Consider the following 17,996-nt stretch of genomic DNA (forward strand, 5'->3'; position numbering starts at 1 on the left):
CCGATCCAGGGATGTGGTTTGTGGTGTAATGTATTGACGCCCTTAAGGGTTTTAGGGCAGCACTTGGCGTTTTTGCGCCATAATAAAAAGTTTATCCAAATTTATAAGGACAGGCTCGCGCATTGCGCGCCCCTGATGTTGTTACTATGAATTCTCTGATTGAGCCTGCGGTTGCCATGCCTGATGTGCAAAGCACTGTCGATACTCGCCATATAGCCATTCAGCGCGTGGGCGTTCGTGGTGTGCGCCATCCGATGCTGGTGGCCGGCCCCGATGGCCAGGCCATTCCAACGGTGGCTGTCTGGGAACTGACAGTTGCATTGCCGCCCGAAGAAAAGGGTACGCATATGTCGCGCTTTGTAGCCCTGCTTGAGCAATATCGGGCGGTGCCCATGACTCCCGCGCTGTTTTGCGAGATGGCCCGCAGCATGCTGCCCTTGCTGCACGCCCAGAAGGGCGATATTACGGCGTCGTTTCCCTATTTTCTGAACAAATTGGCGCCCGTATCGGGGGTGGCCAGCCTGATGGACTACGAGATCAAATGGGTCGCCCGGGTGGGCGCCGATGCGCTCGAGTTCGAACTGTCCGTGCTGGTGCCGGTCACTAGCCTGTGCCCGTGCTCGAAAGCCATTTCCGAATACGGCGCGCACAATCAGCGCTCGCACGTTACGGTCAACGTCGTGCTCGACGGCACGGCGCCCATCGATATCGAGGCTTTGATTCGCTCGATCGAAGCGCAGGCCTCTAGCGAATTGTGGGGGTTGTTAAAGCGCGTCGACGAGAAGTTCGTGACCGAACAAGCCTATGAAAACCCCAAATTCGTCGAAGACTTGGTGCGCGATGTGGCTGCCCAGGTCAAACAACTGGCAGGCTTGCAGCGTTTCCGGATCGAAGCTGAAAATTTCGAGTCCATACATAATCATTCCGCCTATGCGGTTGTAGAAGGCTGAAAACGGGGGGGCCGTCCCGTTGTAGCGGCAGCCCTTGTGGCTGCCGTTCTTCTTGTGGCCGCCATCCTTCTTGTGGTCGCCATCATTTTTGTAGCGGCACCCCTTGTGGGTGCCATCGTCGCTATGTTGCAGACATGGCACCCACAAGGGGTGCCGCTACAACAAGGGCTGCCGCTATCTGGCAGCTGGCGCCTTTACATGCTAAAATAGCTGGTTTCTTGCTCGACTCTTGCATTGCAGGGGCGGGCTATCCCTTTCAGCGATTTTGATAAGCCCGGTCAGGCAAACCCCGTTAGGTAAACCCGATCTGGCAAACCTGAATAGTGCTGGAAGACATCCTCAAGGAGTGTAGTTTATGCGTCACTACGAAGTAGTGTTTATTGTGCATCCCGATCAAAGCGAGCAAGTGCCCGCCATGGTCGAGCGCTATCAAGCCGTGGTGACCAGCCACGGCGGTCAGGTGCACCGTTTTGAAGACTGGGGTCGTCGTCAACTGGCCTATCCCATTCAGAAGCTGGTTAAAGCCCATTATGTGTGCCTGAACATCGAATGCGGCCAAGCCACGCTCGACGAGCTCGAGCATGCGTTCCGTTACAACGATGCGATCTTGCGCCATTTGGTTATTAAAACCAAAAAGGCTCAAACCGCTCCGTCGCTGATGATGAAGTCGGTCGAGCGCGAAGAAGCGCGCAAGGCATCGACTGAAACCCCGGCGCCAGCCACACAATCGGAGTAATTTTGCCTTTACTCCGGGTTACAGCGTGAATCAGATCGCCATGACCGCCACCGCGCTAGAGGTTAAGCCTCTAAGATACACCCCCGCGGGTTTGCCGGCGATCGAGATGATACTGAATCACGAATCAGAAGTGCTGGAGGCCGGCCACATGCGTCGGGTCGAACTGGTACTTCCGGCTGTAGCCCTGGGAGATATTGCCTTGTTGCTGGCCGACACCCCTTTGGGCGCCGCCTTGTCTATCGAGGGCTTTTTGGCCCCGACTCGAAAAGGTTCGAACAAAATGGTATTGCATATACAGCAGGCAAATCGGGTTTTTGCAAATGACGCTACGGCGCTGGTTTAGCAAAGGCTCTGGGGCATCCTACATGCGAGTCGCTCAGGCGATGATGCACGGTAAAAATTGATTGGGGCCAAAGGCTCCGCAAACTCAAGAGGCACATTATGGCTTTCTTTAAAAAAACCAAAGAAAAACGCAAATTCACACAGCAAAATCCGTTATTCAAGCGTCGCAAATTCTGCCGTTTCACGGCCGCCGGCGTTGATCAGATCGACTACAAGGATCTGGATACCTTGCGTGACTTCATCCAGGAAAATGGCAAGATCATTCCGGCCCGCCTGACCGGCACCAAGGCACACTACCAGCGTCAGCTCGACACGTCCATCAAGCGTGCCCGTTTCCTGGCCCTGCTGCCTTACACTGACAACCACAACTAATCCGGGGCACTCGTCATGCAAGTAATTCTGCTCGAAAAAATGGTCAATTTGGGTAATCTGGGCGAAGTCGTGCGGGTTCGCGACGGTTATGCCCGTAATTTCCTGATTCCTAAAAAAATCGCTCGCCGTGCTACCGACGTGGCCCTCAAAGAGTTTGAAGTCCGCCGCGCCGAGCTTGAGAAAGCCCAAGCCGATAAACTGGCTGCTGCTCAGGCAAATGGCGAAAAACTCTCTGGCCTGACTATCACGATTTTGCAGAAATCGGGTGTCGACGGCCGTTTGTTCGGCTCGGTGACCAATATGGACATTGCTGCCGCTTTGCATAAGGCCGGTTTTACTGCGGTGGAAAAATCGCAAATTCGCCTGCCCGATGGTTCTTTCAAGGCCGTTGGCGAGTATCCTGTCCAGGTGGCGCTGCACGCCGATGTGGTGTCCGACATCACGGTGGTGGTACAGGGCGAAATGGTTTAAGAAAACCGTTTGGCGATACGGCGCGCCCTGCGGTGCGCGCCGGTAACCCCCAGTCTGTACTGAAAGCCGGTGTATGCCGGCTTTTTTGTCTATCGCGGTAATTTCGAGAGGCTGATTTTGGACAATAAAAATGCTGGCGGCGATCCGCAACTGGATTATTTGCGCGTGCCGCCCCATTCAGTCGAGGCCGAGCAATCCGTGCTTGGGGGCCTGTTGCTCGATAATGCCGCCTGGGACCGCATCACCGATGTGCTGGGCGATGATGATTTTTACCGGTTCGATCACCGCATCATCTGGCAGCATATTGCACGCCTGATCAGCCTGGCGCGGCCGGCCGATGTAGTGACCGTTAACGAATCGTTGTCCAGTTCGGGCAAGGCCGATGAAGTAGGGGGCCTGGCGTACCTGAATGCCCTGGCGCACAACACGCCATCGGCCGCAAATATACGGCGTTATGCCGAAATTGTGCGCGAGCGCTCCATGTTGCGCAAACTGGTTTCCGTGGCCGATGAAATCTCGGCGGCGGCGTTCAATCCGCAGGGCAAAGAGGCTCGCCAGCTTCTGGACGAAGCCGAGTCGCGCGTCTTTCAGATCGCCCAGGAAGGCTCGCGAGGCGTCTCGGGTTTCCAGGATATCCAGCCGCTGTTGACGCAAGTGGTTGAACGCATCGACGAACTCTATCACCGCGAAGGCGATTCGGATGTCACGGGGGTTCCAACCGGATTCACCGACCTGGACCGTATGACCTCGGGCTTGCAGGCGGGCGATCTGGTGATTGTGGCCGGACGGCCCTCTATGGGCAAGACCTCGCTTGCCATGAATATAGGCGAGCATGTGGCCATTGAGCAGGGCTTGCCGGTAGCGGTGTTTTCCATGGAAATGGGCGCCGTGCAGTTAGCCATGCGTATGGTGGGTTCGGTGGGCATGCTCGATCAGCAGCGCATGCGCACCGGCAAGTTGACGACCGATGACTGGCCGCGTTTAACGCATGCCGTGCAACAGGTTCAGGAAGCGCAGATTTATATCGATGAAACTCCCGCCCTCAATTCCATGGAGGTGCGTGCCCGTTCGCGGCGGCTGGCGCGCCAGTGCGGCCAACTGGGTCTGATTATCATCGACTATATGCAGCTTATGTCGGCCAGTTCGTCGGGTGAAAATCGTGCGACCGAGATTTCCGAGATCAGCCGTTCTCTCAAGGGCCTGGCCAAAGAGCTTAATTGCCCCTTGGTGGCCTTATCGCAGCTTAATCGCAGCCTTGAGCAGCGACCCAATAAGCGCCCCGTCATGAGCGATCTGCGGGAATCGGGCGCTATCGAACAAGATGCCGATCTGATTCTGTTTATTTATCGCGACGAGGTTTATAACCCCGATTCGCCCGATAAAGGCACGGCCGAGATTATTGTCGGCAAACAGCGTAACGGTCCTATCGGCAGCGTGCGCCTGACCTTCCAGGCATCGAGCACGCGCTTTCTGAATCATACGGGTGCGATGCGGTGATAGGTGTCACCTACCCTTCATGGATGCACGCGTAGAGGCTGGATGACGAGGCTTGACCGCGATGGGGCGGCGTGCATAAGCGCCTGCGATAACGGCGCAAACAATTAATTGGATCTGATGGAAGATCATCATCGGCAGGAGGATGGCTCCGACCTCGTTGCCGGCGAACAGGATGTGGGCGATCGGAATTCCGCTCGCCAGACTCTTTTTCGAGCCGCAGAACAATAAGGTGATGCGGTCTTCCAGTTTGAATTTGAGCAGCCTCCCCAGAGCCAGGGTGATTCCCATCACGACAGCCAGAAGAATGGCTGAGATCGCCATCAACGAGATCAGCGCCGACAGGGGTGTATTGGCCCACAGGCCTCCGATGACGGCCGCGGAAAACGCGGTGTAGACCACCAGCAGTATCGAGCCTTGGTCGACCACTTTGAGCAGGGCGTTGTGCCGGCTTACCCATTTGCCGATCGCGGGGCGCAGAATCTGGCCCAACACGAAAGGCAGCAATAGCTGCAGCATGATTTTGCCGATGGCATCAAAGGAAACCGGTGCATTGCCTGCACTGCCTTCGCTTATTATCAAGCCCACCAGCAGCGGCGTAAGAAACACGCCCAGCAGACTGGACGCCGAGGCGCTGCAGACGGCCGCCGGGACATTGCCTCGTGCAATCGAGGTGAATGCAATCGCCGACTGCACCGTGGCGGGCAGGCAGCACAGAAACAAAATGCCCAAGTACAAATCTTGAGTGATGAGCGGCATCAACAGGGGTTTGGCGAGAAGCCCCAAAACGGGAAAGGCAATAAACGTAGCGCTGAAAATCGTCAGGTGCAAGCGCCAATGCGATGCGCCGGCGACGATCGCCTGGCGCGACAGGCGTGCGCCGTGCAGGAAGAACAACAGGGCAATGGCAAAATTGGTGGCCCAGCCGAAAGCCGTTGCGCCTGCCCCATGAGCGGGTAAAACGCTGGCCAGGGCTACGGCAATCAGCAGTTTGACGATGAAAGGATCAATGGAAAAACGCGGTTTCATAGCGAGGGTAGGGAGTAAAGGGCTGCTTGAAGGTTAAATCGTATCGTAGCCAGCCTGTGCAAGGCCGGCGAAACGATTATCGGCGACGGCTTGGAACTAGGCCGGGCGGGCGGTCATGGCAAGGGCCATATCATAGGCGGCGCGCAAGGATCCCGGGTCCGCCACGCCGAGTCCGGCTATGTCGAAGGCTGTGCCGTGATCGACGCTGGTACGCACAAAAGGCAGGCCTACCGTCACATTCACGCCCTGGTCGACGCCGAGGTATTTCACCGGAATCAGGCCCTGATCGTGGTATTGAGCCACGACGATGTCGAACTCGCCGCGGCGCGCCCGCATGAATATCGTATCGCCAGGCCAGGGGCCGCTCGCGTCGATGCCTTCGGACTGCGCTTGTTTGATGGCCGGTGCGATGGTCGTTATTTCTTCTTGCCCGAAGCGGCCATCTTCGCCGGCATGAGGGTTCAGGCCGGCCACGGCGATGCGGGGCGCGCTGATGCCTGCCTGCCGGCAGGCGCGCTGAGCGAGCCTTATGGTGTTGAGTTCGCTATCCAGAGTAATAGCAGGGCTTACCTGGGCGAGCGCCATGTGGATGGTGACCAGAATGACCCGCAATTCGGGGTTGGCCAGCATCATGGCGTAATGCGCCGTGCCGGTGCGTTCGGCCAGGATTTCAGTATGCCCCGGGTAGTCTGCGCCGCCCGCCTGCATGGCTTTTTTATTCAAGGGGGCCGTAACGATGGCGCGCAGACGCCCCGCTTGTGCGTCATCAATGGCGTGGCACAGGTATTCGTAGGCGCCGCGCCCGGCGGCGGCGCTGATGTGGCCTAGGCCCAAGTCGGCGGGCAGGGCTTGCCAGCGGTTGCATACCGGGATGCAGGCCGCCTGGCAGGCCTCAGCTTCGGGGGCGTCGAGCCGCTGGGTGCGCCATGTTCGCGTCAGGCCCAGGCGAGCGATGGTGGCGTCCAGGATACCGGCATCGCCGTAAACAACAGTGGGGCAGGGCAGGCCGTCGGCAAATAATTTGACAATGATTTCCGGCCCGATGCCGGCGGCATCGCCCAGGGTAATGCCTATAGGCGCTTGTTTGCAATGAGTCATGCCGACAGTGTAATTCTGTTTAAATCAATTGTGGATTGGTTGAGGTGGCACCCACAAGGGGTGCCGCTACATGAGCGGCGGCTACGTTTTTGTAGCGGCACCCCTTGTGGGTGCCACCAATACATCACCGCGCGCGGCCCCTACAGCGCTTCGCTGGCGTAATCGGCCAGGCGCGAACGTTCGCCTCGCTGCAAGGTAATATGGCCCGCATAGGGCCAGCCCTTGAAACGATCCACCACGTACGTCAAGCCCGAACTGCCCTCGGTGAGATAAGGGGTGTCGATTTGCGCGATGTTTCCCAGGCAGACGATTTTCGTGCCTGGGCCGGCGCGCGTCACCAGCGTTTTCATTTGCTTGGGCGTCAGGTTTTGGGCCTCGTCGATGATGAGGAATTTGTTCAGGAAGGTGCGCCCGCGCATGAAGTTCAGCGACTTGACCTTGATGCGTGAACGTATCTGCTCCATGGTTGAGTTCTTGGACCAGTCTTGCCCCGCCGTGTTGGGAGTAATTTCATTATTGCCGGCACCCAGATGCAGGACCTCCAGATTGTCCTCCAGAGCGCCCATCCACGGCAGCATTTTCTCTTCTTCAGTACCCGGCAGAAAACCGATGTCATCGCCCACCGGCACGGTGGCACGGGTAATGATGATTTCGTTATAGCGCTTGGTTTCGAGCGTCTGTGTCAGCGCGCTGGCCAGTGCCAGCAGCGTCTTGCCAGTGCCCGCCTGTCCCAGCAGCGAGACGAAATCGCAGTCGGGATTCATCAACAGGTTCAGTGCAAAGTTCTGTTCGCGGTTGCGTGCGGTAATGCCCCAGACATTGTTTTTGCCATGACTGTAGTCGCGCAGGGTGGCCAGCACGGCGCTTTTGCCGCTGACTTCGCGCACCTGGGCATAAAGCGGCAGCTCTCCTTCGAAATAGACAAATTCGTTGACAATGAACTCCGCGCACAATGGGCCCTTGATGCGATAGAACGTTGTGCCGCCTTGTTGCCAGGATTCGACATCCTTGCCGTGTTTGGCCCAGAAATTTTCCGGCAAGGGCAAGACGCCGTCGTAGAGTAGGTCCGAGTCGTCCAGTACGTGGTCGTTGAAATAATCTTCAGCGTACAAGCCCAGCGAACGGGCCTTGAGGCGCATATTGATATCTTTGGAAACCAGAATGACCTGGCGCTTGGCATACTCCGCCTGCAGAGCGTGCACTACGCTCAGAATGACATTGTCGGCTTTGCCCAGCGGCAATTCGATGGGCAGTTGCGCGTTTAGCGCCGTGGTCTGAAACAACAGACTGCCCAGCGCCTCGATATTGCCCAGAGTATCAAGGGCCAGGCCTTCTTGCAGGTTTTTGGAGCTGCCCACCAGACCGTCGAGCGAGCGGCTGACCTGGCGCGCGTTGCGTGCGACTTCGGACATCCCCTTTTTTTGATGATCGAGCTCTTCGAGCACAATCATGGGCAGGAAAATATCGTGCTCTTCGAATTTGAACAGGGAGTTCGAATCGTGCAGCAGGACATTGGTGTCCAGCACGAATAGTTTGCGGCGGGCCACGGGCAGGCGGGTTTTCTTTTTGGGCTGAGTTTTGCCTGTCGCAGAGGCGACAGGTTTGGGCGATGCCGGGATCGCAGGAGTTGCCGCCGGCGCAGGGTGTTTGGCCTGGGGTACTGCCGTCACAGGATGAGGGGCAACAAGCGTCTCGGAGCCGATGTCGATGTCAGCGTCGTTGCTTGAAGCCAGCAAGACTCCCATTCGGGAGGGCAACTTGGGTAACGGCATAAAGGGTCTGCTCCTGATCAATTAAGGGGCGATGCGAAATGCGTGTGCCGGTTAGGCGATCTGACGTACCGCTTGCAAAACTTCGTTGACGTGGCCTGGCACGCGAAGGCCGCGCCATTCTTGCAGCAGCACTCCGTGGGCGTCGATTAAAAATGTGCTGCGTTCGATGCCGCGCACCTGTTTGCCGTACATGTTTTTCATTTTTATGACATTGAATAACTGGCAGAGCGTTTCGTCATCGTCGGAAACCAGCGGAAAGGACAAACTTTGTTTCTCCGAAAAATTTTCGTGCGATTTCATCGAATCCCGCGAGATGCCTATGACCTGGCATTTGGCGCCCAGAAAATCCGCGTGCTTGTCGCGAAAATCCTGAGCTTCGGCCGTGCAGCCCGGCGTGTTGTCCTTAGGGTAAAAATAGAGAACTGCCGGGCGCCCCAGAAGAGTGGCGGGACTGATTTCTCCCTGAGTGCTCTGTGCCTTGAATTGAGGCAAGGTTTTACCGATAGCGGCATGGGTCATAGAGTGGCATCCTCATAAGGTAAAAGGGCGGCGATGACGTGTCGCCCTTCGGACATCAGAATGTTATAGGTTCGGGCGGCTGCCTGAGTGCTCATGGATTCGACACCGATGCCAAGCGCCAGCAGGCTTTGCGTGACATGGGGTGGTAAGAAATGTTGTTTCAGTCCGGTGCCGATCAGGATGACTTCGGGCGCGTCAGCGGGTTTTTGCTCGGCAGCATCCGCATCCAGGAATGCCAGGGGATCGGTCGTGACCGCACCCAGCCCGGCCACATCGCGCAGCAGGCTGGCGCTGATGTCGGCCACGGTCTGGACCGCCCAGGGTTTGATCTCGCCCGTCGGTCCGAAATAAACGGCGTGCCCATAGGGGACTTCATTAATCTCGATGTAGTCGCGTCCGAAGGCCGTGACAGTGTTGAAGGCGGGGTTGGATTCGGTCCGCAGTTCCACAGAAAACTCCCAAAGTCGTAACGATAATAGCGCAATTCATTGTCCGTACTCGCGTCGGACGGCCTGCATTTACAGATTTTTCCGATCGATTAAACTATTTCCGGGTATTTTCATCCTTTGCAAGGGGTGGCAAGTTGCCTCCGGCTCCGGCTTCGGCTAGATTAGTGGTTTTGCTGCACCGCAGCTATTTTTTACCCTCCCCATCGTATCCACCGCTAGGACCATCCATGACGAACTTTCCTCGTATTGAGCGTTTACCGCCTTACGTCTTCAATATTACCGGCGAGTTGAAGATGGCGGCGCGTCGGCGCGGCGAGGATATTATCGATATGTCCATGGGAAATCCCGATGGGCCCACACCCAAGCATATCGTCGATAAACTGATTGAAGTCGCGAGCCGCCCCGATACGCACGGTTATTCCGTTTCCCGGGGGATTCCGCGTCTGCGCCGGGCCATTTCGGGCTGGTACGAGCGTCGCTACGGCGTACAGATCAACCCGGACACCGAGGCGATTGTGAGCATTGGCTCCAAAGAGGGCCTCGCGCACCTGATGCTGGCCACGCTGGATCGCGGCGACACAGTGCTGGTGCCCAACCCCAGCTATCCCATCCACATTTACGGAGCGGTCATTGCGGGGGCCAACATCCGCTCGGTTCCCATGACGCCCGGGCTGGATTTCTTTGAGGAAATCGAGCGCGCGGTACGCGAAAGCATACCCAAGCCGAAAATGATGATCCTGGGTTTTCCCAGCAATCCCACGGCCCAGTGTGTCGATCTGTCGTTTTTCGAGCGTGTCGTGGCGCTGGCCAAAGAGCACAATATTCTGGTGGTTCACGATCTGGCCTATGCCGACATTACCTTTGACGGTTATGTGGCGCCGTCGATCATGCAGGTCGAGGGTGCGCGCGATGTTGCGGTGGAGTTTTTCACCATGAGCAAAAGCTACAACATGGCGGGGTGGCGCGTCGGGTTCATGGTCGGGAATCAGGCCCTGGTCAACGCTCTGGCACGGATAAAAAGCTATCACGATTACGGTACGTTCACTCCGATCCAGGTGGCTGCGATTGCGGCGCTCGAAGGCCCGCAAGACTGTGTAACGCGAGTGGTTGAACAATATCGCAATCGCCGCGACGTGCTCTGCAAGGGCCTGCACGAAGCGGGCTGGATGGTCGATATTCCCAAGGCGTCCATGTACATATGGGCAAAAATCCCCGAGTTCTACCAAAAACTGGGTTCGCTGGAATTTTCCAAACGTGTTCTGGCCGACGCCAAGATTGCCGTTTCACCTGGGATAGGCTTTGGCGAATATGGCGACGACTACGTGCGTTTCGCGCTCATCGAGAACGAGCAGCGCACGCGCCAGGCGGTCCGCGGCATCAAAGACATGTTTCGCAAGGATGGGCTAGGTAAATGAGGCCTGTCAAAGTAGGTTTGCTGGGTCTGGGCGTGGTGGGCGGGGGCACTTGGGCGGTGCTCACAGGCAACGCCGAGGAAATCGCGCGTCGCGCGGGACGCCGCATCGAGGTGGTTGCCGCCGCCGTGCGCGATATCGAAAAGGCTCGCAGGCTGGTGGGCGATGCCATTGCCATCACCAGCGACGGCATGGCTCTGGTGCGCGACCCCGACATTGAAATCGTGGTGGAACTGATAGGGGGCGATACCCAGGCGTTTGAATGGGTGATGGAGGCGATACGGCAAGGCAAGCACGTGGTCACGGCGAACAAGGCGCTGCTGGCTCGGCACGGCAATGAAATTTTTGCGGCGGCTCACGCCCAGGGTGTGATGGTGGCTTTCGAGGCGGCTGTGGCCGGCGGCATTCCGATCGTCAAGGCCATACGCGAAGGCCTTACGGCCAATCATATTCAGTGGCTGGCGGGTATTATCAATGGCACGACCAATTTCATCCTGTCGGAGATGCGCGTGCGTGGCGTTTCCTTCGAGCAGGCGCTGGCCGACGCGCAACGGCTGGGTTACGCCGAAGCCGACCCGACCTTTGACATTGAAGGCGTCGATGCGGCGCATAAACTGACCCTGCTGGCGTCGCTGGCATTTGGTATTCCGGTGCAGTTCGACAAGGCCTATATCGAAGGTATTGCCAACCTGGCCCAGGAAGACATTGCGCATGCCGAGCGTTTGGGGTACCGGATCAAGCTGCTGGGGATCACCAAACGGCGCCCCGAGGGCATCGAGTTGCGTGTCCATCCCGCGTTGATACCGGCCGAGCGCTTGCTGGCCAATGTCGAAGGCGCCATGAATGCGGTGATGATCAGCGGCGATATGGTGGGAGCCACCTTGTATTACGGCCAGGGGGCGGGCGCACTGCCTACCGCGTCATCGGTGGTGGCCGACCTGGTGGACATGACGCGCCTGCTTGCCGCCGATCCGGAGCATCGGGTGCCCTTGCTGGCGTTCCAGCCAGACGCCATGGCCGATACGCCCATCCTGGCCATGGCCGCTGTCAGTTCCTCGTATTATCTGCGCTTGCGCGTCGAGGATCGTCCGGGCGTTCTGGCCGATCTGGCGCGTATCCTGGCCGATTCCGGCATTTCCATCGGCTCGATGTTCCAGGAGCCTCATGGCGAGAATGCGGCCGATATTATTTTTCTCTCGCACGAGGCCCTCGAAGGGGACATCGATCGGGCTATCGCCAAAATCCAGACTTTGTCATTTGTGAAGTCGAAGGTAACGCGTTTGCGCGTGGAGCATCTGTCATGAAATATCGTTCAACCCGTGGTGGCATGACGCCCCAGCCCTTTTGCGACATTTTGCTTGAGGGCCTGGCGCCCGATGGCGGCCTGGCGCTTCCGGAATTCCTGCCCAAGGTCAGTGCCGATACGCTGAGGTCCTGGCAAGGACTCAACTACGCCACGCTGGCGACCGAAGTACTGGGCTTGTTCATCACCGATATTTCCAAGGGCGACCTGAATCGCCTGACGCAGGCCGCCTATAAAAAGGGCGTGTTTGCCAGCGATGAAATCGTGCCGCTCAAGCCTTTGAACAAAGGGCTGACTTTGCTGGGCTTGTCCGAGGGACCAACGCTGGCGTTCAAGGACATGGCGATGCAGTTTCTGGGCCAGGCGTTCGAGTATGTGCTGGCCAAGCGCCGCACCTCGATCACGATTCTGGGCGCAACCTCGGGCGACACCGGGTCGGCGGCCGAGTACGCCTTGCGCGGCAAGCGCGGCGTGACGGTATTCATGTTGTCGCCGCAGGGCCGCATGAGCGAGTTTCAACGCGCCCAAATGTATTCGCTGCAAGACCCCAATATCCACAATCTGGCGATCGACGGGGTGTTTGACGAGTGCCAGGATATTGTCAAGGCCTTGTCGAGCGATCTGGATTTCAAGGCGGCGCATCATCTGGGAGCCGTCAATTCCATTAATTGGGCGCGAATCGCCGCGCAGGTTGTGTATTACTTCTGGGGCTGGCTGCGGGCTACCGCCATCGCCGATCGGCAGGCGGCCTCGGATTCGGGGGCGGACGTCAATGCCGGTTCTGCGACGGCCCCCGAGGCGCCCAAGAACCGCAGGGCGGGCTTGCAGCCTGTCTCGTTTGCGGTGCCTTCGGGTAATTTCGGCAATATTCTGGCCGGGCATATTGCGCGTGAGATGGGTCTGCCGATACGGCGCCTGGTGTTGGCCACCAATGAAAACAATGTGCTGGAAGAGTTTTTCCGCACGGGTATTTATCGGCCTCGCCCAGCGGCCCAGACGTATGCGACGTCCAGCCCGTCGATGGATATTTCGCGAGCGTCGAATTTTGAACGTTTCGTGTTTGACCTGGTGGGGCAGGATGCGGGCAAGGTGCGGGATCTGTGGAAAGAGCTGGAGAAAAAGGGCGAGTTCGATTTAAGCGCGATGCAGCCGTCGTTCGAGGCGCGCTATGGTTTCGTGAGCGGCGTGAGCACTCACGCCGATCGGCTTGAAACGATTCGTTCGGTATATGAGGAGACGGGCGTTCTGATTGATCCGCATACGGCCGATGCGGTGAAGGTGGCGGTTTCGTATGTGGAGCCCGATGTGCCGATGCTGGTGCTGGAGACGGCGCTGCCGGTCAAGTTTGGCGATACGATTACCGAGGCCATAGGGCACCCGGCGCCTGTGCCCGAGCATCTGCAAGCATTGTCCAGCCTGCCTCAGCGAGTGGAAGTCATGGATTGCAACGCGGAGCGGGTGCGCGAATACATCAAGCTGCACGCGACGCTATAACCCGGCGCGGCATCCCTGGCGCCACCCGTAGCGCCACCCCTTGTGGGTGGCATTCGCTGCACGTGGCATTTTTTTTGTGTCATTCTGTCTCGCCTAAAACCTTCTAGCCCCGCGTCGTGGTCGGTTAAGGCGGTTCGGGCTCTGACGGTCCCGGTCATGGCTGCGCCATGACTTCCCGCGCGCAGGGCCGGCTTCGGGGCGGCGTGCGAACTCGCAGGGCGAATAGCCCACTGGGCTATTCGCAAGCGCCTGCTCAAACAGCGCACGCCTTGCATCCCCGAAGCCGGCCCTGCGCGCGGCGTGCCCGAATCGCCCGCCCCACCTTAACCGCCCACGACGCTAGCGTCGGCGATGTTCGTCGCTAATGTAGCGCCACCCCTTGTGGGTGGCACATGGGGTAGTCAACCCAGCCACCCCATGTGCCTGAAAGCCGTTTTAGGTGCATACTTTCTCCTTCATGCGTAGGCCTGTGACTATTGAGGCCATAGCTATCCAGGAGGAATTTATCGTGAGCCGCAAAACTCCTATCGAACGGTACCGGAATATTGGCATCAGCGCCCATATCGACGCGGGCAAAACCACCACTACCGAACGTATTCTTTTCTATTCCGGCGTCAGCCATAAGCTGGGGGAAGTTCATGAGGGCATGGCGACCATGGACTGGATGGATCAGGAGCAGGAACGTGGCATTACCATCACCTCTGCGGCGACGACATGTTTCTGGAAGGGGATGGCTGGCAATTATCCCGAGCACCGGATCAATATCATTGATACCCCGGGGCACGTCGATTTCACTATCGAGGTGGAGCGTTCCATGCGTGTTCTCGATGGCGCGTGCATGGTGTACGACGCCGTGGGTGGTGTGCAGCCGCAGTCCGAAACCGTGTGGCGCCAGGCCAATAAGTATCACGTTCCTCGTCTGGCGTTTGTGAACAAGATGGATCGGGTGGGGGCCGATTTCTTTCGTACGCAAAGGCAGATCCGCGAACGTCTGAAAGGTAATCCGGTGCTGGTGCAGATTCCTGTGGGCGCCGAAGACAATTTTCATGGCGTGGTGGACCTCATCAAGATGAAGGCGATTATGTGGGACGACGCCAGTCAGGGCGTGAAGTTCGAGTACATCGATATTCCAGACGGGTTGATGGCCAGCGCTCGCGAGTGGCGTGGAAAAATGATTGAGGCCGCGGCCGATGCCAACGAGACGCTGTTGCAAAAATACCTGGATAACGTCGAGCCCACCGAGTCCGAGATCAAGGCGGCCTTGCGCCAGCGCACCATTGCGGGGGAAATTGTGCCGATGCTGTGCGGCAGCGCATTCAAGAATCGGGGTGTGCAGGCATTGCTCGATGCTGTCATCGATTTTCTGCCTGCGCCCACCGATATTCCGCCGGTAAGCGGTCACGATGATCGTGATCGCGTGGTTGAGCGTCGCGCGAGCGATGATGAAAAATTTTCCGGCCTCGCCTTTAAAATCATGAACGACCCGTTTGTCGGGCATTTGACTTTTTTCCGCGTTTATTCCGGGGTCATGCGTTCGGGCGATGCGGTCTACAACCCCATCAAGGACAAGAAAGAGCGTGTGGGCCGATTGCTGCAGATGCATGCGAATCATCGCAGTGAAATCACCGAGGTTTATGCGGGGGACATTGCCGCGGCGGTGGGTTTGAAAGAGCTGACCACGGGAGAGACGCTGTGCGACCCGGCTCATGTAATAACGCTCGAACGCATGGTCTTCCCCGATCCTGTCATTTCGCAGGCGGTCGAGCCCAAAACCAAGGCCGATCAGGAAAAGATGGGCATGGCCTTGAGCCGCCTGGCCGAAGAAGATCCGTCGTTTCGGGTGCATACGGACGACGAATCGGGCCAGACGATTATTTCCGGCATGGGCGAGCTGCATCTGGAAGTACTGGTCGAACGCATGCGCCGCGAGTTTGGCGTCGAGGCGAGCGTAGGCAAGCCGCAGGTGGCTTTTCGTGAAACCATACGCAAGGTGTGTGAATCGAGCGAAGGCAAGTTCATCAAGCAATCAGGCGGGCGAGGCCAGTATGGCCATGTGGTGCTGAAGATTGAGCCGCTGCCGGCGGGCAAAGGGTTCGAGTTCGTCGATGCCATCAAAGGCGGTACGGTACCGCGTGAATTCATACCGGCTGTGGAGAAGGGCGTTATCGGCGCCTTGAACTCGGGTGTAGTGGCGAGCTACCCCGTCGTCGATGTCAAGGTGACTTTGTTTTTCGGCTCTTACCATGATGTCGATTCCAATGAAAATGCCTATCGCATGGCGGCTTCCATGGCATTCAAGGATGGGTGCCGCCGCGCCGATCCTGTATTGCTCGAGCCGATGATGGCGGTAGAGGTCGAAACGCCTGAAGAAAAAATGGGTGATGTCATCGGCGATCTGGCGTCGCGCCGTGGCATGATCCAGGGCATGGAAGACATTCCCGGGGGCTCGGGCAAAGCCGTACGCGCCGAAGTGCCTTTGGCGGAAATGTTCGGCTATTCCACGACCTTGCGCTCGCTGACGCAGGGGCGTGCAACTTACACCATGGAATTCCGGCGTTACGCCGAGGCGCCCGCACAGGTCGCCGAGGCCGCGGTTCGCTCCCGGGGAACAGCTGGCCTGAAAAGCTGAAACGGGCTTGCCACATGGCGCTGCACCGATTGTTTGAATCAGCAGGAACGCGGGCGTCGTCGTGTGTCTCTAATAGGGTGAGTAACGAGTAGCTAGTAGCGGTTTTCACCCATTTTATTCAAAGGACCAGACAATGACCACGTATGACGCAAGGCTGAAAAAGCGTGAGGAAGTTGCCGCGGGCACGATGGCTTTTCATATTGAAAAACCAGCCGGGTTTACCTTCAAACCGGGACAGGCCATCGATGTTATTTTGCCCGAGTCGGTAGTGGCCGACGCGCAGAATGCCCGGCATACCTTTTCTATCGTCAGTTCAGCGGCTCAAAACGAGTTGACATTCGCCACCCGGATGCGCGATAGCGTGTTCAAGAATGCGCTCAAGGCCTTGCCCATTGGGACTGCGCTAAAAATCGAAGGGCCGTTTGGCTCGTTGACTCTGCACAACAATCGTGCCCGTTCGGCCATTTTTATTGCCGGAGGCATTGGTATCACGCCGTTCATGAGCATTTTGCAGCAGGCGGCCCACGACAAGCTGCCCCACGAGCTGATATTGCTTTACGCCAATCGTCGCCCGGAAGATTCGGCGTTCCTGGCCAACCTGCAAGAGCTTGAACAACAAAACGCGCATTTCAGACTGGTGTGCGTCATGTCGGAAATGGCCAAGTCCAGCCAGCCCTGGAGCGGTGAAACCGGCCAGATCGACGGCAAGCTGATACAGCGGGTTGTGGGCACCTTGCAAAGCCCTGTGTATTATCTGGTCGGCCCGCCGGCCATGGTCGAAGCCATGCGCGGGGCGTTAAATGCAACAGGCGTTGACGATGACGATATCCGGACCGAAGAATTTTACGGATATTGACTGGCCGGCCGTCAACGGTTTTGTAGCGGCACGGCGTGTTCGTAGCGACCCGACGCTTTTGTAGCGGCAGCCCTTGTGGCTGCCATCGGCGCAATAACCTGGATCCCGTTTAGCAAAAATGGCAGCCACAAGGGCTGCCGCTACGGATACGTGCGTTTTGTAGGCACGGTAGCCAGGACAAGCCCCATCAAGGCCACAGCAAACGCAAGCATTTGAGTTCCGGCCAGGCGTTCGCCCAGTATCAGCACGCCGACGACGGCCGCCGTGATCGGCAGCATGACCGAAAATACCCCCGCCCGCGCAGCGGGAATGGATTTCAGGCCGGTCATCCATAGCCATACCGTCCATACGCTCGCGGCCAACGCGTAAAAGAGCAGCAGCGCCCAGGAGCCGGCGCCCACCGCCGTAAAGTCGAAATGCAGCGCGACATAGGCGCCCATGGGCGTCATCAGCACGAAACCCCATAGATTGATGACGGCGCTGATGCGCTTCGGGCTAAGCACGGCAGTTAGCTTTTTGCCTATGACCGCGTAAAACGCTTCACACAGCACGGTACCGAACAGCAGCAGATTGCCCAGCCATACCTTCGCCGCTGGAGCACCTGCTCCCAAATGCTGAGCGACTGCAGCGCTGTCGGGTTTGGCCAGCGCCAGCAAGCCGATGCCTAGTGCGCCGCAAGCCACGGCAGCCCATACGCGCCGTCCGATTTGCTCTTTCAGCAACGCCCAGCTCATTAGCGCAATCGCGGCGGGAATGGCCGACATGATCACGCCGGCTGAAACGGCCGAACTCATACTGACGCCATAAACCATGCACAGCGTGTACAGGAAGTTGCCCAGAAAAGATTCCAGAAATACCAGCTTGCGGGTCTGGGTAGTCATCTTGGGTTCGGCCGCGGGCTTTCTTATCCAGCGCAACATGGCGATTCCGCCAATGCCGAAACGCAGCCATGCCAGTAGAAAAACCGGAAAGACCAGGGCCAGCGGCTTGGACAGGGCAACGTAGCTGCCCACCAGCGACATGCTGAGCGCGAGGCAGCCGTATGCCATCATGCGGCCTGGTCCCCGGTG

At 58.0% G+C, this 17,996-nt stretch carries 17 protein-coding genes; 11 read left to right on the forward strand and 6 right to left on the reverse strand.

The features are described from left to right. Positions 1-146: 146 nt before the first annotated feature. The 6 genes from folE2 to EDC26_RS13935 all read left to right on the forward strand — a co-directional run bounded on the left by folE2 (position 147) and on the right by EDC26_RS13935 (position 4,368). Positions 147-950, forward strand: a complete 804-nt coding sequence (gene folE2 / locus EDC26_RS13910) for a GTP cyclohydrolase FolE2 (RefSeq protein ID WP_132583636.1) — start codon at positions 147-149, stop codon at positions 948-950. 355 nt (positions 951-1,305) lie between these two features. Next, on the forward strand, positions 1,306-1,686 hold the full coding sequence (gene rpsF, locus EDC26_RS13915; protein WP_132583638.1) for a 30S ribosomal protein S6: 381 nt from the start codon (positions 1,306-1,308) through the stop codon (positions 1,684-1,686). Positions 1,687-1,711: 25 nt separating this feature from the next. After that, positions 1,712-2,029: a primosomal replication protein N gene (priB, locus tag EDC26_RS13920; protein ID WP_132583640.1), complete on the forward strand. Its 318-nt coding sequence runs from the start codon at positions 1,712-1,714 to the stop codon at positions 2,027-2,029. 98 nt (positions 2,030-2,127) lie between these two features. After that, positions 2,128-2,400 carry a 30S ribosomal protein S18 gene (gene rpsR / locus EDC26_RS13925; protein WP_132583643.1) on the forward strand — a complete coding sequence of 91 codons (273 nt, stop codon included), beginning with the start codon at positions 2,128-2,130 and terminating at the stop codon, positions 2,398-2,400. A gap of 15 nt (positions 2,401-2,415) precedes the next feature. After that, a complete protein-coding gene (gene rplI, locus EDC26_RS13930; protein WP_132583645.1) occupies positions 2,416-2,871 on the forward strand; it encodes a 50S ribosomal protein L9 in 456 nt (151 codons plus the stop codon). A 114-nt stretch (positions 2,872-2,985) separates the two neighbouring features. Next, on the forward strand, positions 2,986-4,368 hold the full coding sequence (locus EDC26_RS13935; protein WP_425012716.1) for a replicative DNA helicase: 1,383 nt from the start codon (positions 2,986-2,988) through the stop codon (positions 4,366-4,368). A 6-nt stretch (positions 4,369-4,374) separates the two neighbouring features. Here the strand turns inward: EDC26_RS13935 and EDC26_RS13940 are convergent, their stop codons facing one another. The 5 genes from EDC26_RS13940 to EDC26_RS13960 form a co-directional block, all read right to left on the reverse strand. Further along, positions 4,375-5,394, reverse strand: a complete 1,020-nt coding sequence (locus tag EDC26_RS13940; protein ID WP_132583649.1) for a bile acid:sodium symporter family protein — start codon at positions 5,392-5,394, stop codon at positions 4,375-4,377. 96 nt (positions 5,395-5,490) lie between these two features. Continuing rightward, entirely contained in the window at positions 5,491-6,492 is a 1,002-nt protein-coding gene (gene pdxA, locus EDC26_RS13945) for a 4-hydroxythreonine-4-phosphate dehydrogenase PdxA (RefSeq protein ID WP_132583651.1), read from the reverse strand. 140 nt (positions 6,493-6,632) lie between these two features. Next, positions 6,633-8,264, reverse strand: coding sequence for a PhoH family protein (locus EDC26_RS13950; protein ID WP_132583653.1), 1,632 nt, complete (start codon positions 8,262-8,264; stop codon positions 6,633-6,635). 51 nt (positions 8,265-8,315) lie between these two features. After that, positions 8,316-8,783: a peroxiredoxin gene (locus tag EDC26_RS13955; RefSeq protein WP_132583655.1), complete on the reverse strand. Its 468-nt coding sequence runs from the start codon at positions 8,781-8,783 to the stop codon at positions 8,316-8,318. Beyond that, positions 8,780-9,232 carry an Mth938-like domain-containing protein gene (locus EDC26_RS13960; RefSeq protein WP_132583657.1) on the reverse strand — a complete coding sequence of 151 codons (453 nt, stop codon included), beginning with the start codon at positions 9,230-9,232 and terminating at the stop codon, positions 8,780-8,782. The genes EDC26_RS13955 and EDC26_RS13960 overlap by 4 nt, the downstream gene beginning before the upstream one ends. Positions 9,233-9,459: 227 nt before the next feature. On the opposite strand from EDC26_RS13960, the gene alaC reads away from it, so the two are divergent. The 5 genes from alaC to EDC26_RS13985 all read left to right on the forward strand — a co-directional run bounded on the left by alaC (position 9,460) and on the right by EDC26_RS13985 (position 16,926). After that, the gene (alaC, locus tag EDC26_RS13965) at positions 9,460-10,647 is read left to right on the forward strand and encodes an alanine transaminase (RefSeq protein ID WP_132583659.1); all 1,188 of its coding nucleotides are present in this window, start codon (positions 9,460-9,462) and stop codon (positions 10,645-10,647) included. Further along, complete coding sequence (locus EDC26_RS13970; RefSeq protein WP_132583661.1) at positions 10,644-11,948, forward strand: homoserine dehydrogenase; 1,305 nt, start codon at positions 10,644-10,646, stop codon at positions 11,946-11,948. The genes alaC and EDC26_RS13970 overlap by 4 nt, the downstream gene beginning before the upstream one ends. Further along, complete coding sequence (locus EDC26_RS13975; protein WP_132583663.1) at positions 11,945-13,441, forward strand: threonine synthase; 1,497 nt, start codon at positions 11,945-11,947, stop codon at positions 13,439-13,441. Before EDC26_RS13970 ends, EDC26_RS13975 begins: the two co-directional genes overlap by 4 nt. 508 nt (positions 13,442-13,949) lie before the next feature. After that, positions 13,950-16,070, forward strand: a complete 2,121-nt coding sequence (gene fusA, locus EDC26_RS13980; RefSeq protein ID WP_132583665.1) for an elongation factor G — start codon at positions 13,950-13,952, stop codon at positions 16,068-16,070. A gap of 133 nt (positions 16,071-16,203) precedes the next feature. Further along, positions 16,204-16,926 (forward strand): FAD-dependent oxidoreductase, encoded by a 723-nt coding sequence (locus EDC26_RS13985; RefSeq protein ID WP_132583667.1) that lies wholly within the window; start codon positions 16,204-16,206, stop codon positions 16,924-16,926. A gap of 140 nt (positions 16,927-17,066) precedes the next feature. Here the strand turns inward: EDC26_RS13985 and EDC26_RS13990 are convergent, their stop codons facing one another. Continuing rightward, positions 17,067-17,975 (reverse strand): DMT family transporter, encoded by a 909-nt coding sequence (locus EDC26_RS13990; protein WP_132583745.1) that lies wholly within the window; start codon positions 17,973-17,975, stop codon positions 17,067-17,069. Positions 17,976-17,996: the final 21 nt, after the last annotated feature.

Origin of the sequence: Paralcaligenes ureilyticus, assembly GCF_004346225.1 — a bacterium.
In the GTDB taxonomy this organism is placed as follows: Bacteria; Pseudomonadota; Gammaproteobacteria; order Burkholderiales; family Burkholderiaceae_B; genus Paralcaligenes; species Paralcaligenes ureilyticus.

What these genes read in the sequence shown, in the direction of transcription:
- rpsF (WP_132583638.1), top strand. Translation starts at nt 1,306, where the DNA reads ATGCGTCACTACGAAGTAGTGTTTATTGTGCATCCCGATCAAAGCGAG.
- EDC26_RS13950 (WP_132583653.1), bottom strand. Translation starts at nt 8,264, where the DNA reads ATGCCGTTACCCAAGTTGCCCTCCCGAATGGGAGTCTTGCTGGCTTCA.
- rpsR (WP_132583643.1), top strand. Translation starts at nt 2,128, where the DNA reads ATGGCTTTCTTTAAAAAAACCAAAGAAAAACGCAAATTCACACAGCAA.
- EDC26_RS13990 (WP_132583745.1), bottom strand. Translation starts at nt 17,975, where the DNA reads ATGGCATACGGCTGCCTCGCGCTCAGCATGTCGCTGGTGGGCAGCTAC.
- EDC26_RS13985 (WP_132583667.1), top strand. Translation starts at nt 16,204, where the DNA reads ATGACCACGTATGACGCAAGGCTGAAAAAGCGTGAGGAAGTTGCCGCG.
- EDC26_RS13975 (WP_132583663.1), top strand. Translation starts at nt 11,945, where the DNA reads ATGAAATATCGTTCAACCCGTGGTGGCATGACGCCCCAGCCCTTTTGC.
- EDC26_RS13955 (WP_132583655.1), bottom strand. Translation starts at nt 8,783, where the DNA reads ATGACCCATGCCGCTATCGGTAAAACCTTGCCTCAATTCAAGGCACAG.
- pdxA (WP_132583651.1), bottom strand. Translation starts at nt 6,492, where the DNA reads ATGACTCATTGCAAACAAGCGCCTATAGGCATTACCCTGGGCGATGCC.
- folE2 (WP_132583636.1), top strand. Translation starts at nt 147, where the DNA reads ATGAATTCTCTGATTGAGCCTGCGGTTGCCATGCCTGATGTGCAAAGC.
- EDC26_RS13970 (WP_132583661.1), top strand. Translation starts at nt 10,644, where the DNA reads ATGAGGCCTGTCAAAGTAGGTTTGCTGGGTCTGGGCGTGGTGGGCGGG.
- alaC (WP_132583659.1), top strand. Translation starts at nt 9,460, where the DNA reads ATGACGAACTTTCCTCGTATTGAGCGTTTACCGCCTTACGTCTTCAAT.
- rplI (WP_132583645.1), top strand. Translation starts at nt 2,416, where the DNA reads ATGCAAGTAATTCTGCTCGAAAAAATGGTCAATTTGGGTAATCTGGGC.
- EDC26_RS13940 (WP_132583649.1), bottom strand. Translation starts at nt 5,394, where the DNA reads ATGAAACCGCGTTTTTCCATTGATCCTTTCATCGTCAAACTGCTGATT.